Annotated in this window: 13 protein-coding genes and 1 pseudogene; 1 reads left to right on the plus strand and 13 read right to left on the minus strand. The window is 64.5% G+C overall.

The window, feature by feature from the left end; all coding sequences use genetic code 11:
* Positions 1–120: 120 nt before the first annotated feature.
* The 13 genes and pseudogenes from J5I97_RS18335 to J5I97_RS18395 all read right to left on the minus strand — a co-directional run.
* Positions 121–477 (minus strand): nucleotidyltransferase family protein, encoded by a 357-nt coding sequence (locus tag J5I97_RS18335; protein WP_208588055.1) that lies wholly within the window; start codon positions 475–477, stop codon positions 121–123.
* Positions 464–928 carry a nucleotidyltransferase substrate binding protein gene (locus J5I97_RS18340; RefSeq protein WP_208588057.1) on the minus strand — a complete coding sequence of 155 codons (465 nt, stop codon included), beginning with the start codon at positions 926–928 and terminating at the stop codon, positions 464–466. Before J5I97_RS18340 ends, J5I97_RS18335 begins: the two co-directional genes overlap by 14 nt.
* Positions 925–1,701 (minus strand): phytanoyl-CoA dioxygenase family protein, encoded by a 777-nt coding sequence (locus J5I97_RS18345; RefSeq protein WP_208588059.1) that lies wholly within the window; start codon positions 1,699–1,701, stop codon positions 925–927. The genes J5I97_RS18340 and J5I97_RS18345 overlap by 4 nt, the downstream gene beginning before the upstream one ends.
* Entirely contained in the window at positions 1,688–2,974 is a 1,287-nt protein-coding gene (locus tag J5I97_RS18350) for an MFS transporter (protein ID WP_208588061.1), read from the minus strand. The genes J5I97_RS18345 and J5I97_RS18350 overlap by 14 nt, the downstream gene beginning before the upstream one ends.
* On the minus strand, positions 2,961–3,644 hold the full coding sequence (locus J5I97_RS18355; RefSeq protein ID WP_208588063.1) for an ABC transporter ATP-binding protein: 684 nt from the start codon (positions 3,642–3,644) through the stop codon (positions 2,961–2,963). The genes J5I97_RS18350 and J5I97_RS18355 overlap by 14 nt, the downstream gene beginning before the upstream one ends.
* Positions 3,632–4,837 (minus strand): hypothetical protein, encoded by a 1,206-nt coding sequence (locus J5I97_RS18360; RefSeq protein WP_208588065.1) that lies wholly within the window; start codon positions 4,835–4,837, stop codon positions 3,632–3,634. The genes J5I97_RS18355 and J5I97_RS18360 overlap by 13 nt, the downstream gene beginning before the upstream one ends.
* A complete protein-coding gene (locus tag J5I97_RS18365) occupies positions 4,824–5,675 on the minus strand; it encodes a hypothetical protein (RefSeq protein WP_208588066.1) in 852 nt (283 codons plus the stop codon). The genes J5I97_RS18360 and J5I97_RS18365 overlap by 14 nt, the downstream gene beginning before the upstream one ends.
* Positions 5,676–5,679: 4 nt before the next feature.
* A complete protein-coding gene (locus J5I97_RS18370) occupies positions 5,680–6,519 on the minus strand; it encodes a DUF692 domain-containing protein (protein WP_208588067.1) in 840 nt (279 codons plus the stop codon).
* A 3-nt stretch (positions 6,520–6,522) separates the two neighbouring features.
* Positions 6,523–6,819, minus strand: a complete 297-nt coding sequence (locus J5I97_RS20195) for a hypothetical protein (RefSeq protein WP_238135581.1) — start codon at positions 6,817–6,819, stop codon at positions 6,523–6,525.
* A 779-nt stretch (positions 6,820–7,598) separates the two neighbouring features.
* Complete coding sequence (locus tag J5I97_RS18380) at positions 7,599–9,953, minus strand: type 2 lanthipeptide synthetase LanM (RefSeq protein ID WP_238135744.1); 2,355 nt, start codon at positions 9,951–9,953, stop codon at positions 7,599–7,601.
* 511 nt (positions 9,954–10,464) lie between these two features.
* Positions 10,465–11,256, minus strand: coding sequence for a TauD/TfdA family dioxygenase (locus J5I97_RS18385; protein WP_208591817.1), 792 nt, complete (start codon positions 11,254–11,256; stop codon positions 10,465–10,467).
* Positions 11,249–11,770, minus strand: a complete 522-nt coding sequence (locus tag J5I97_RS18390; RefSeq protein WP_208591819.1) for a GNAT family N-acetyltransferase — start codon at positions 11,768–11,770, stop codon at positions 11,249–11,251. Before J5I97_RS18390 ends, J5I97_RS18385 begins: the two co-directional genes overlap by 8 nt.
* 164 nt (positions 11,771–11,934) lie before the next feature.
* A pseudogene (locus J5I97_RS18395) lies at positions 11,935–12,081 on the minus strand (IS481 family transposase); the annotation flags it as partial.
* 467 nt (positions 12,082–12,548) lie between these two features.
* On the opposite strand from J5I97_RS18395, the gene hemF reads away from it, so the two are divergent.
* Positions 12,549–13,448 carry an oxygen-dependent coproporphyrinogen oxidase gene (hemF, locus tag J5I97_RS18400; RefSeq protein WP_208588068.1) on the plus strand — a complete coding sequence of 300 codons (900 nt, stop codon included), beginning with the start codon at positions 12,549–12,551 and terminating at the stop codon, positions 13,446–13,448.
* Positions 13,449–13,462: the final 14 nt, after the last annotated feature.

Genomic DNA, 13,462 nt, shown 5'->3' on the forward strand with positions numbered 1-13,462 from the left:
CAAGCTCGCGATGTAGGTGCGAGCGAGCGCCGTGGACGCCGACCTGCGGCGCCTGGCAGGCTTTTTCGAGCTGTTCATCGGCCTGCTCAGCGCAGGCGGTTCACAAGGAACGCCGCCCGCTCATCGCTCAGACGCGCGAACGAAGACAGGAACCGCATAGCGCGCGATCTGGTGCGCTAGGTTGAATGCTGGCTGCGCCGTGACCGGAGGGGTCCGCGTCCGACGCAGCGTTAGGTCGATCTTCCACGGCAAGCCCAGATCGGCCAGCGCCTCGCCAAGCCGCGCCAGGCCAATAAAGTCGAGTGTGCTGGAGGTTATGCACAGGTCGATATCGGAATTGGGCCGGTTCGTTCCGCGTGCGCGCGATCCGTACAGGCATACCTCTTCCACCGCGACCCACTGGGCGAAGACCGCGCCCATGCACTGCCAGTGCGCAGCGGCCACGCCGCCTGGCGCTGGGGCGTCAACGTCGCTCATCGCGAAACGCCTCAAGGCGTGCGGCGAGCGATTCGAGTAGCGGCAGATGGCGCTGGGCGATGGCGCAGGCAAGCTCGCCCGCGATGACTCCGTGGTGCGACTTTGCCGCCAGCGTTCTGCACGCACACATCTCCATCCACAGCTCGCCGTCGCCGACGACACCTCGCGCGAAGGCCTCGCGGAATGTGTCCCGCGGTCCATGCAAATCGATCAGGCCCTGCCAGCACAGGTACTCGTTGAGCGCATGCCACGCCATGTCGTGACAGATCTCGAACACCTTGATGAGGCCTTGGTCGGTGAGGTTGCCCGCCCCGAAGGTCGCTTCACCGATCTGAATGCGCGCCCACGCGAGCGTTTGCGCGAACTTGTCGGCGCGTTGCTCCCAGCGTGCGGGACAGTCGAGTGGGTCGGCCGCATCGACCGGTTCGGGCAGTGCGCTGAGATCGGTCATAACAGTTCGCGGGCAAGGCGCGAGCGCCAGCCGGCCACGGCGGCCGTGTCACGCCGTTCGACTTCCGGTGGAAAGACGCGACGCTTGTACGCGAAATAGACGTCGCGCAGGTCCCCTTCTTCCAAGGCGTTGTAAGTCAGGAAGAAGGCGCGGCGGTGGGACCGGCTTCTATTGGGGCTGGATCGGTGGGGCAGAAACGCGCTGAACACGACCGCGTCGCCGGGCAACAGGTAGAGCGCCTCCCACGGAATCGAGCATGCATCCACCAACTGACCCTGCGCATGGGGAAGCAGGGTGCGACCGCACGCGAACTCGCGATCGACCTGCAGCGCTCCATTTTCCGCCGTTGTTTCGTCCACCGCGACCATTACCGAGACCGCCTCCTGCTTCAGCAGGCGCCAAGCAGGCGCGTCCTGATGCGGCGCGTAGCCCCCGCCGCCCGCCGGCTTGAGGTTAAGCTTTTCCTTGAAAAGCACATACGGCCGCCCCACGGCGGCGGAGACCGCGTCATGCATCGCCGGGTTGGCGAACACTGCCGGCGCCTCGGGGCAATGCTCAAGAAACGCCTCGACCCGATTGAGAAGACGCGTGCCCCCGGGTCCGGGTTCGAAATACTTCATCCAGCGACCGGCGATTTCCGGTGCGGCTTCGAGGAAATCGGCCAGCACTCGCAATCGGTCGAGGGCCGCACCCGAAAATGCCGATCGCAGCACGATATAGCCGTGCCGCCGGAACGCCGAAGCGCACTGGAGGTGCTCGTCAAGGAACTGCACGGGGTTGCTCGCGAAGGTCGCTCTCCCCGAACGCGGCCGGGTAGCGGGCGAGGTAGTAGTCGTGCGCGTCCAGCAGAGGGCGCGCCAACAGCTCGCGAATCCCCTGCGCGAAGTACAGCGCCATGCTGCAACACCCGACGATCCCGGCGGCCGTGGCTGCAGCCACGTCGGCGGACGTGTGCTGCAGCAGCCATCCGAAGCCGCCGAGCCCGACCGGCACGGCCGCTTGGCTCAACCACTTGCCCCAACTTGAGAGCCGTGCCCGGAACGCCGCCGGTGTCGCCGCGCTCCGATACGCCGCGCACCGCGCGTTATGCAGCCCGGTCCCTACGCCGCACGCGAACGAGCCGACCGCCAGCGTCTCCGCAGATGCACATACGGCGTAGAGGCTAATGCCCGCGCCGATGAGCGCAACGCTGCCGGCAGCCACCGGCAAAGATGACACCGAATCACGCCGACGCGGTGTCAGGCGGCTGCCTGCCCAGAGTCCGATGGCCATGGCGGCGCCGAACGCGCCCACATACCACGCGGGCTGCTGTTGCTCATGGAGAACGAGAACGGGCACTGTCAGGGAGACAAACGGAATGACGCACCCGTTGATGACCGCGCCGATCACGTTCCAGTCCCGCTCTGCCGGAATGCGAATCGACAGCCGCACCCCCGCCGTCAGACTGGTGAACCAGCCATCGCGCACCCCACCCGGCAACGACGCCTCGTGGGCACGGATCGAGGCAGTCAACAGCAGCGTAACCACGAGCATCGCCGCGTTGACCGCGAGGGCCAGCGACAACGGGATCCAAGTCGCGCCGAATCCGGCGAGCAGCGGCGCCAGCAGAAAGACGAGGGCCTGTGAGGCGGTAATCGCCGCAAAAGCCTGCCCGAGGCGTTCACGCGGCACTAACGACGGAATGATGCTGCCGGACACGGCCGTCATCAGGCTCACGCCCAACGCAAGCGAGCCGACAATGAGCTCGGTGACCAGCGGGCGGTAGTGCCCGTCCCACGTCGCAGCCCAAAGCGCGATCACGCCTGCAAGCGACCAAAGGTCCGCGGCGAGGGCACAGGCCTTGCGCGACCAGCGATCAGCCAGCGGCGCGAGGATGGGGAGGCTGACCAGCCCGCACAACGAAAAAATGAGCGCCAACCGCGTGAAGTCGGCCTTGGATCCGGTGCGTGCCAGCAGCCACCACGACAGACTCAGGAAGCTGCAGCGACCGCCGAGGATGGCGAGGAACTGCCCGGTCCGAAAGCGGACGAAGTCAGGCGACGGCACGCGCGGGTGCCTCGGGGCGCAATAGGTTGTGCGGCGCCTGCCCGATGTGCCATAAGGTGGCGCCGGTGGCCTCGACGAACGCCGACTGGTGACAGGTCATCAGGACCGTCCCTGCGCGGGCTGCATCATGGATCAGCTCGACGAGCGCGTCGGCGGTCATCCGGTCGAGTCCGTTAAATGGTTCGTCCAGCACGAGCAGCGGGCGCTCGATCAGCAACGCGGCCAGATGCATGAATTTCTTGCGGGTGCCGAGCGACGCCTCGCCGAACGTCGTGCCGAGGTAGGGCTCGACGTTGAGGCGGTGGACGAGGTATGTAAATCGCGCGCCTCCCACGGCCTCGCCCTGTCCATGCGCGCGCGCCACCAGGCGTGCGTACTCTTCTCCCGTCACGAATGGGTAAAACGTAGCCGCATCCGGGACGAAGGCCAGATTACGGCGCGCGTCGACGAAATTGCGCTTCAGATCGTATCCCGCAATGGAGATCCGGCCGCGATACGGAATGACGCCGCACACGGCGCCCAACAAGGTCGATTTGCCTGCACCATTAGGGCCTGCGATGACGTGACAGCCGGTCGGAAACGCGTGCGTCAGCTCATCAAAGATCTTCGCCCGCCCGTACGAGATCGTCAGTTCAGTCAAGGACAGTGGAAGCATGGTCATCGCGCCCATACGGACGCCACCCAGGAGGTGGCAACTACGAGAGGAATGGAGAACAACAATCCGGCGGCGATCGTGTGCCTAGGCAACGCGCGGTAGGCGACGTACTGGCACACGCTGAGCAGAGTCGCACAGATCGCCACCAGCGCTCCATAACGCAGCCCGCTGCGGGCCGCAACCAGGGACAGGACGCCGGCGAACAGTAACGCCGGACCTTCGACCGCCACGATCGCCTGGAGAACCCGCACCGGACGCGCGATCGGCAACGGCGCGAGAACTCCCGCATAGGCCCGTTGGTGCCCCGTCAGCGTGCCGAAACCGAGCCCGAGAACACCCGTCGCGAGTGCCGCATAGGTGGCGGCTAATCCGACCGCGCGGGACGGTGTTCCGTCGGACCGTGCAACCAGCAGGCCAACAAAGACCCCAAGCGCGGCGACCAGCGCCAGCGTAAGGCGGTAGGCGCCGTGCCTTCCGCGGTACAGGCCCATCCAATACAGGGCTGTCAGCGTGGTGCACCGCCATGCGGCAAGTCCGCCTGCCGCGCAGCGCTTAGCTTGGCGTGGCCGAAAGTCGCGGGCTAACGGCGGGCAGCGCCCGAGCCAGACGACGGCGGCGATGATGGCGGTCGCCGCAAGCATCCTCGCGCCAGGTCTTGCGTCCGCGCACGCAAGAATGGCCGCCCCGACGCCGATCGCCGCGACGGCGTAACGCGCGCGCAGTATCGCCAACTGCACGGTGAGTGCGATCGCGCTGACCGCCAGCATGGCCACGCCGCGCTCGACCATATTCATGGGATACGGCGCGGTCCCTGCGGCAACCGCGAGCAGCACCGTCCAAGGGGTCGACACCGACGCGAGGAGCAGCGCGTCGCGGAGCAGTACCTGAAGCTGCGGCAGGGGCAAGCTGTTCATGATCGCGGCCGACGCCGCAGAGCCCACGGCACCACGCTGGAGTGCCGCCCAGAGCGCCAGCACTAGGACATACCCGACCGCGTTGGCCCCGGCCGCGGGGTTCCGGGCGAAGACCTGCTGGAGGGGTTCCAACACGACCGCCTTGAAGGCGGGCAGGCCCGGTAGCGCAAGCAAGGCGATCACCAGCAGGACCTGCTTGTACCGCGTCACGCGCTCCTTGAGCTCGAAACGATAGTGGCGCAGGGCCAACCCCAGCAGATCACCGGTGGACAGAGAGCGGCTATGCGGGCGCATAGGCCGCCGCCGCTTGAACACGTCCCACCGCCGCCTCGGCCCGGACGAACGCCCGGTCCAGAATGTCGCGTCCGCGCGCGTCGAACATCGCGCAGTTCGTGCGCATGGCTTGGCCCAAGGCATGGATGATGCGGATCACCCGCGCTGTCGAGCGATGGTAAACCGGACACGCGTCTAGCTGCCCGGTGGCCTCGCGATACAGCAGCATCTCGACGGCAACGATATAGCTGTGAAACGCCAGGTAGACCGGGAAGCAGGTGCCGCCCATCACGAAGGGCAAGCCGGTTTCGACCTGCACGTCCTTGCGGTCTTGTGCCATGTGGGGGTCGAGCGTGTCATCGACGAACAGCAGCATGTGCACGAGCTGGTGGACGAGCAGCTCGTGGAAATCCAGTTCGCCGAAATCGTCCTTGAAGTTGAAGTTCGCGACGCCGATGGTGTCTTCGGTGGTGCCGTTGGTGTATTCGCTCAGTTGGTTGACGACGATCAACCGGACGCAGAAGTCCGCTATCTGGCGCAGCCTAGGTGCTTTGTCGGAGAGCGTCTGCAATGCCCGGTCGAAGTAGCCGTTCGCCATCCGCTCGCGCAGCAACGACGAGTTCTCCGCAAAGAAACGCTTCTTTTGCTCCGCGAACCGCGGCGCGTAACGCTTCAGGCCGCCGAAATCGACGCGTCGCGGGCCCACCCAATCGATCGCGGCCTCGATGATCGAGTGGGCCTGCAGAAATTGGTTAAACCCGGCGACAGCGGCCGTATCGTCTAAGCGTTGGGCATGGAGTGCCCCTGCGCGACGCAGTAGCAGGCTTGTGACGACTTCGTCCCCAAACAGGTAGTACATGGCGTCAAGCAGCGGCGACAGTCAGCGCCGACGGCTTCCGCAACCCACGTCGGGCCAGGATGCCGCGGGCGATCTCGAGCTCGGCCAGCGTGTCGCTGAACAAACCGAAATTGGAGTCGCGCTCGACGATAACGGCCGCCGGCCGGATGTGCTGGCACGTCTGATCGAACAGCTCCCACACCTCGCGCCAAACATCCGTGGCATGCGTGTCGACCATCATGCCGAACTTGCGTGACCCGCCGGCCAGATGCACCTCGGTGATGCGGTCGAGCGGCAGCCGCTCCAAATAGGTCATCGGATCGAAGCGGTGGTTCGACGCGTTGATGTAGAGGTTGTTCACATCAAGGAGCAGGCCACAGCCTGTCGCCTCGCACAGCATGCGCAGGAAATCCGCCTCGGGGATGCTCGAACCTGGGATTGGGTAGTAAGAAGTGATGTTCTCGACGAGAAACGGCCGGTCGCTGAACGCCTGAACTGCCCGGATCTTCGCAACAGTGCGCTCGAGGTCCTCGTCCGACAACTGCATGGGCATCAGATGCCCGACCTCGACCCCGTCCTCGGCAGTGAGCGAGAGGTGGTCGCTGAACCACTCGTGGGGCGTGGCGGAAAGTGTACGAGCAAGGTTGGCGCAATAAGTCTCCGGGATCTGGCTAGACGAGCCAAGCGAGAGATCGAGTCCGTGCAGCGACACCGGCAGGCGTGACATTAGTATCTCAATCACTGGATCGTCATTCTGGATGAACAGTTTCTCGGTCGTGACCTCGAGAATGTCGAGACACTGCGTATTGGCCATTAACTCATCACGGAGCTGACTCTTGTAGTTCACACCGACCATAGTCGACATGGTTCAACCCTCGTGCGTGGCGTCGGGGATGCCAGGCGCAAGGACGCCTGCGCTTAGCAATGACGCGACCAGCGTCGACAGATGAGGGTGCCGGTTGAGGAGTTCGGCATGCGAGTAGCGGCCGTCAAACAACCCGAGCGACTTTTCCACGGCAGAACCCAACTTGAGAGTCCCGACGCCGCCGCGCTTCCAGTTCTTGAAAAATAGAATGCGCTCAGGACCTTTGACGATCGCATCCAGTACCGCATTGCGCGTCATGCCGGAGGTGACAGCTTTTACGAGACCCGCGACGTTTACCATGAATCCTATCGATCTGCGAAGCCGGATGCAGTAGCAGTAAGCCTCGCTCAGGCGATTCGTGAAGTGTGTAGCGGCTGGCGGCGGCCGCGGCGGCTGCAACTCTGTTGCGGGTGACGTCATATTCGACCAGCGTGACATGCGGATCGTCCGCCGGCAGCGCCTCAATTACGAAACGCCCGAACGCCACCGACTCGAGCAGCGGATTCTTGGGTGTCGGCGCCTGGGTCGCGATGGACGCGAGATAATCATCCCAATAGCACGACAGCTCGTACTCAGAGAATAATCGCGACGTTACCGTTAGAGCGTCGAGGATATTGTCCAGACGCCGCTTGCGCAGCATGAGTACTGAGGCCCGGAATGCAGCGCCATGCGACTCCAAGAACACGTTCAAAGCCGCGTGGGTATCAGGTGCCAGCACTACGCCGAATTCGGCGGGGCCGCCCCCGCGAAGTACGTGTAGCGCAGCGGGCGGGTTTACCACTAGCCGAGCCAGCGCAGCCTGGACGGTCGTATTCGTTGCCATAGTCAGGTCATCATACGCGCCACAAGCGGCCTACGACGCGCGTAGGCCACCGAGTCCCGTCTGATTACGGGCAGGTCACAGTATTGCAGAGGCAATCCACCGGAGCGGTGGCTTCCTCGATCACTTCGATTTCGAAAGCGACGTCGTTCTGCTGGCTGTTCATTTCATGCTCCATTTTCATGCTCCATGCTGTCATTGATAAAAGGACGTCACCTCTTCAGCTTATGCAAAGCGGCGCTCCTTGTGATTGCGTGTGCTAGAAAATAAAAGCACCTAGCAATTCCTTTTTAGCACGCACCTGCGTCAGCCGCAAGACAACTCCAGCGATGCCGCGAGCGGCATCGACAAAAAGCGGGCGGTTGAGAATCGAATCCTCACAGGCATCCAGCCACGCTTGCGCGCAGGTCAGGTAGGCGGAGGTGATCTCGTCGGCGAGTGCGTCGCCGCTGGCGCTTCGTTCACGGGCACAGCGCGCGGCACCCAACAGCGCGCCTAGTCCGTACTGCGATCCGAGCGTCGTTGCCGACACCAACGATCGCAGTTGAGCGATCTCGTGCCAGAGGGTGGTCGAGTCCGATTCATCGCCCGCGTCGAGCAGTAGGCGCAGCCGAACCAATCGATCATGGACGGTGTCCGCCTTGAGATCGCGGGCCCGGATCGTTTGTGACACATGTGCAAGCGCATGCCCGTTCCCAACCGCGCGCGCCGCACGCGCAGTGGCGAGAACCATCGCCCAAGGGCTGGCCCACATGACCGACGGCGCTGCGACATCGCGATCGATGAGCCGGGCGAGTTGCGGGGAGCAGACGAATGCGTGCAGACGCGCATCGATGAGTTCTGCCAAGGCCGGTGCGGGATCAAGTTCGAACGCGGCGGTTAGACCGATCAGCGTGCCTGCAGGCATCGGCCCAATCGTACGGGCGTCCGGCGCGGCGCGCAGGCGTGCTAGCAGCTCATCCTGCAGGCGGCTCCGGCCAGTCCCCATCCCGCACCCCACGGCAAACGCCAGTACGCCGGCGCACCCGTCGAGTCCTTCGACAGGCAGCGACGCGGCGATTGCGACGGCGTCCGATTCCGTGGCACGCCGGAACCGCGCCAAGGTTCGCTGTGCGGATACGACCCCGCTTGCCTCGGCCGCTGCATAGGCCGCCGCCATTCCGCTGCGTCCCGTGAATGCGCCCCAGTGCATGCGGGTCAGCACCAGCGCACCCCCGCGGCTTGAGGTGGCGGTGATCCAGTCCGGCGCGTCTTCACCCGACAGCCGCGTGTCGATGCAAGCGATGGCGCGCGCCAGCAGAGTGCACGCCGCACCCGGCGAACGCATTTCAGGCGATGTGAATGCTACCGCCCGAGCATTGCGCGCGCCGGCGGCAAACGCCTGCTCGGCCAGGGTTAACTGCGCAGCGACCGTAGCCGACGATAGACCGGTATCGAGCAGGGTGCGCACGCGTTCGACGCCGCTGACGCTCGCTGGACCGCTCGGTGCGCGACTGCGATCTGGACGATGTGACCGCTGCGCGCGGCTCTCGATGGGGGTGACGCCGTGGCGCGGTATGACGCCACGGCACAGGCAGTCGCGCTCGTCCGCCGGATCCACGCCAGGCACGGGCTTCAGCGCCGTGGCGAGAAACCTGTCTTCCGCATCCCCCGACAACACTGCGCACGGCGCTGTTGATTCCTCGAGGCACTTGACGTACTCGCTCGTGTTGCGCAGTACGATCCTGGTCTCCAGGTCATTGAGCCGTACGGTGTCCGCAAACGAGAGAAGACCGGACCCGACCGACTGCAGTCGTGCAAACGCCCGCCGCATGCCGCGCAGAAACGGCGCGCAATAGCCGTACGGATTGATAGATGCGCCCGCGATTCGAGGCACGTTCGTCGACTGTGGAACTGGGCGTCGCTCGCGGCGCAAAGTGAGCGCTCCGGTTGGCGTCTCGGCGATCTGCCACGTCTGGTAGTAGTGCGCGCCTTGCTGGCCGCCGGCGAAGCCGCTGACGTCCATGCCACCAAACGCCCCCAGCGCGAAGCGCGTCATGGGAAGGACCGCAGTCGCCGTGATTGGCGGATACTGCGGCTCTTGCCCGTCCCGGTCCGCTGCCGGCGTAAACAGGCATTCGAGGTCGACGAATACCGGTGAGGCCCCGCGGGCGACCACGTTGCCAGCGTGGCAATCGCGGCCCTCGAGCACAAACACTAAGGCGGTCAGCCAACCGAGCCGCTCGTAGTACGCCTCCACCTCTTCGGCGCTCGCGCAGTCGCTGGGGTCGCAGTACTCCATCCAGCCGTACGCGCCGCAGTCCAGGAACCAGGGCGCGTGGACGGTCGGGTCGCCCGGCTGGGCTAGTGCGGCAGCCATGTCGTAGAACGCCTTGTCCACGCCTATAGAGCGCGGCTTGTAGACGACGTCCCACGTCCGCGAGTGCGCCGCATCACTTAGCTGGACCCACCCCACCCAGCCTGACCGATGGCGGTCCCCGAGCGGGACGACTCGCGTGATGACCTGCGGACGCCCCCCGGCACAGCACCTGGCGGCAAGTTCGTCCATGTCGGAGGTTAATCGCAGGCATAATGCCCGCACCTCCCCCAGCAACGCGTCGCGCATCGCGCCCATGCGTTCGCTGAGCCGTGAATAGCGATCGCGCGCGGTGGCGACGACCAATGCGCGTTGCGCGCTGGTCAGGTGCGACACACGAGCGTCAAGTCCGAGGCCTCCATCGAGCTTAAGCTGGTTGAACGCCGCCGCCCATCCACGAGCCCACAGCCGATGGAGCGGCCGGGTGTAGGCCCCGTCGACAAGAGTCATGACCGCGCTGGCGCCCCAGCGCAGCTGCGCTCCGTCCAGGAGTACCGATACGCGCTCTTGTAGGCATTCAATCTCGGCGCCGAATGCCTGCTCGGCAATACCGGCAAGCGGATCTTCATATGGCGCCGGGGCCGGCGGGAAATCCCCCGGCCAATCCGCTGCGGGAACCACAGACCGCCACGCGAGATCGACCACAGATGCGTCGGTCGGAAACGGCGCCGGCTCGACCTGGCTCGCGCGCCGCGGCCATTCGATCTCATCGAGTTGGCGCAGCGCTTGAGTCAGTGAAGCGGACGCGTCAGACCCGGGCTCGACCGTCTCAGTCGGCACAGGCAAAAGACGCACGATAGAGCCTGCGTTGCTGGTCCGCGGGAAACGCGGTCCGGCCGTGAACCCAACGAAAATTGTCGATGAAAAGAACGTCACCGGACTCAAGTCGGAGCCGTACTTGGTTTGCCGGGCGATGGCACCAGTCCAGCAGCTCGGCCAAGACATTGAGGACTTCGCTGTCGCTTTGGATTTCCATCGCGATGCTGGGAAGCGCGCAGCCAAGACGGGGCCCGTCAATCAAGAGAGGGCGCTGGATCAACCCCATAGCACCGACCAACGTCAGCGCATCGCGAGCGAAGCAGGCCGGCGGGAGAGTGAACCGACGCCCGTCGAGATAGGTGCCCAGCGGTGCGAGCGTCGTGATCCCGCCGTCGGCGGATGGCACATCGCAGTACAGGCTGATCACCGGCGGCGGTGTTGCACGGTGCGCATCGTCGGAATGCATCGGCTGCCCGATCGAGGAGCTCGCGTAGTACTTCCGGTTCGGGGTCACCGCGATCGTGCTATATCCCGCCCCGAGGGAGTCCGGAAGCGCAAGCCCCAGAATCGAGACCTGCTGCGCCAGCGACGCCTCAAAATCCACTCCGGGCGTCTTCGCGACGCATGCCCCGTCGTGGACAAGCGCCTCACGGATATCGCATCGGACGTCGAGCAGCGAGGCGACGGGGCCGAACACCGGCACACCCGTCGCGCTCGGGCATGCTTCGACATAAGCGGCGTCGTTCGCCAGCGACGCGTAGCGGGCGAAGAATTCGCGATGCAACGCAGGCACGTCAGTCAAAGTACTTGACGATGACATATTCGTCGATCATCCCTGTCTTCAGACGAACCGCGTTCTTTCGGACGCCTTCCACCGAAAAGCCGGCGGAAAGCGCGACCAGAAGCATGCGCACGTTGTTGCTCATTACGACCGCCTCCAGGCGTTTGATCACGCCTTCCTTGCCGACTTGTTCCGTAAAGAGATCGAGGATTGCGCGCCCGGTATCCCCCCGGTAGCCGGAATGCACGGCGCCACTGAAGGCCATCACGTGGGCTTTTCGTTGCAGCGCCACTACGTCGCCTTTGACATAACCCACTACGTGCCCTGCCGCGTTCCACAAGAGCAGCAGCATCGCGCCCGATACCGCGTGGATTCGGCGTATAGCGTCCTCGCACCGTGCGACGCTGGCCGCGCGCTCGCCGGGCTCGAAGAGCATGAAGCCTGTCTCGTCATCCAGCGCTTGCAGAAACGCCAGCCAAGCGGCCGCGTCTTCAAGTTTCGACGCGCGTAGGGAAACCGCCTTTCGCGCCAGCACCTGAGCAGGCGCTGTGACCTGTACTTTTGCATCCATGTCAACCACGTTCTATGTCGCCGCCGATCAGGCGTAGCGAAAGCCTAACCCGCCCAGTCGCCTCGTTTCAACGTTCGCGTGCGTCCGAGGCATGCCCAATCCCTGTGCTCTCCTTCCCGCATTAGGATGTTCAGTCCCGGCATTAGATGGATCGGATCCACCTTGAATCGCTCGGGTTCGGATGTCCATTGCTTGCAGATGAATTCGTACGGTGTCAGACCCTTCAGGACTTTGAGCCTGCGACCCTAGTTGTAGGCGTCGATGAAGTTGGCCAGCCATTCGAGGGAAAAGAGTGCATCATCAAAGCCTGGGTTCAAACACCTAGTCGAGTGCGCGGTGCCCTCGCCAGACAGTTGGTCGGTGGCTTTGTCGAAAACCATGCACATCGACATTCCCGACGGGTCCTTGCCCGCCCGTCGTCGCGGGACCTTACGCGGCATGGATGCCGCGTAGGAGCTACAAGGACGTACTTGCAGCGTGTCCCGCGATGGTGGGCCGGCAAGGGCCCTGCAGCGAAGGTGCAGACCTATCGCCCTGCAACTAACGCATCCACATCGTTCAATCAGCTCGCTGCGACTCAGCTGTCGAGTCTCGCCTTTGTTTGGATGCAGCCAAAAGCTGGTCAGTCGAGGTCACGATGCCCTCGCCGCTCCCGGTCTACGCGGAGCACTGCATCGCCCTGCGACGAACTGGCGCGTTGGGACGCACGCACCGTGTGCGATGCACGGCTTAGAATCGGGACATGAACGAATTCGACCGTGTACGCGATTATTTGACCGGCTTGCAGGACCGTATCTGCGCCGCCGTGGAAGCTGCCGATGGGAAGGCCCGGTTCGCCGAGGATCTTTGGCAACGCGAAGAAGGCGGCGGTGGGCGCACGCGCATCCTGCGCGATGGGGCAGTGTTCGAGCAGGCCGGCATCGGCTTTTCGGATGTGTCCGGCTCGCGCTTGCCGCCTTCGGCCAGTGCGCACCGGCCCGAACTGGCTGGGGCCACCTGGCGTGCCTGCGGGGTGTCGTTGGTGTTCCATCCGCACAACCCGCATGTGCCGACCACCCACGCTAACGTGCGCTACTTCCGCGCCGAGCGCGATGACCAGGTGGTGGCGGCCTGGTTCGGTGGCGGCTTCGATCTGACCCCGTTTTATCCGGTCGACGAAGACGTGATGCACTGGCACCGTACCGCGCAGGCACTGTGTGTGCCGTTCGGCGAGGAGCGTTATGCGGCGCACAAGCGTTGGTGCGATGAGTACTTCTTCCTGCGCCACCGCAACGAGACGCGTGGCGTGGGCGGGTTGTTCTTCGACGATCTGGGCCAGGACTTTGAACGCGACTTCGCCTACCAGCGCGCGGTCGGCGATGGCTTTTTGGACGCCTACCTGCCGATCGTCGAGCGCCGCAAGGACACACCCTACGGCGAGCGTGAGCGCGAGTTCCAGCTTTACCGTCGTGGCCGCTACGTGGAGTTCAATCTGGTCTACGACCGCGGCACCCTGTTCGGGCTGCAGAGCGGCGGGCGCGCTGAAAGCATCTTGATGAGCCTGCCGCCGCGGGTACGCTGGGAATACGGCTTCGAGGCGGAACCGGGCAGCGCCGAGGCGCGGCTGATGGACTATCTGGTACCGCGTGATTGGCTGGGCTGAGCTCGTCGATTAAG

This window comes from Xanthomonas fragariae (genome assembly GCF_017603965.1).
In the GTDB taxonomy this organism is placed as follows: Bacteria; Pseudomonadota; Gammaproteobacteria; order Xanthomonadales; family Xanthomonadaceae; genus Xanthomonas; species Xanthomonas fragariae_A.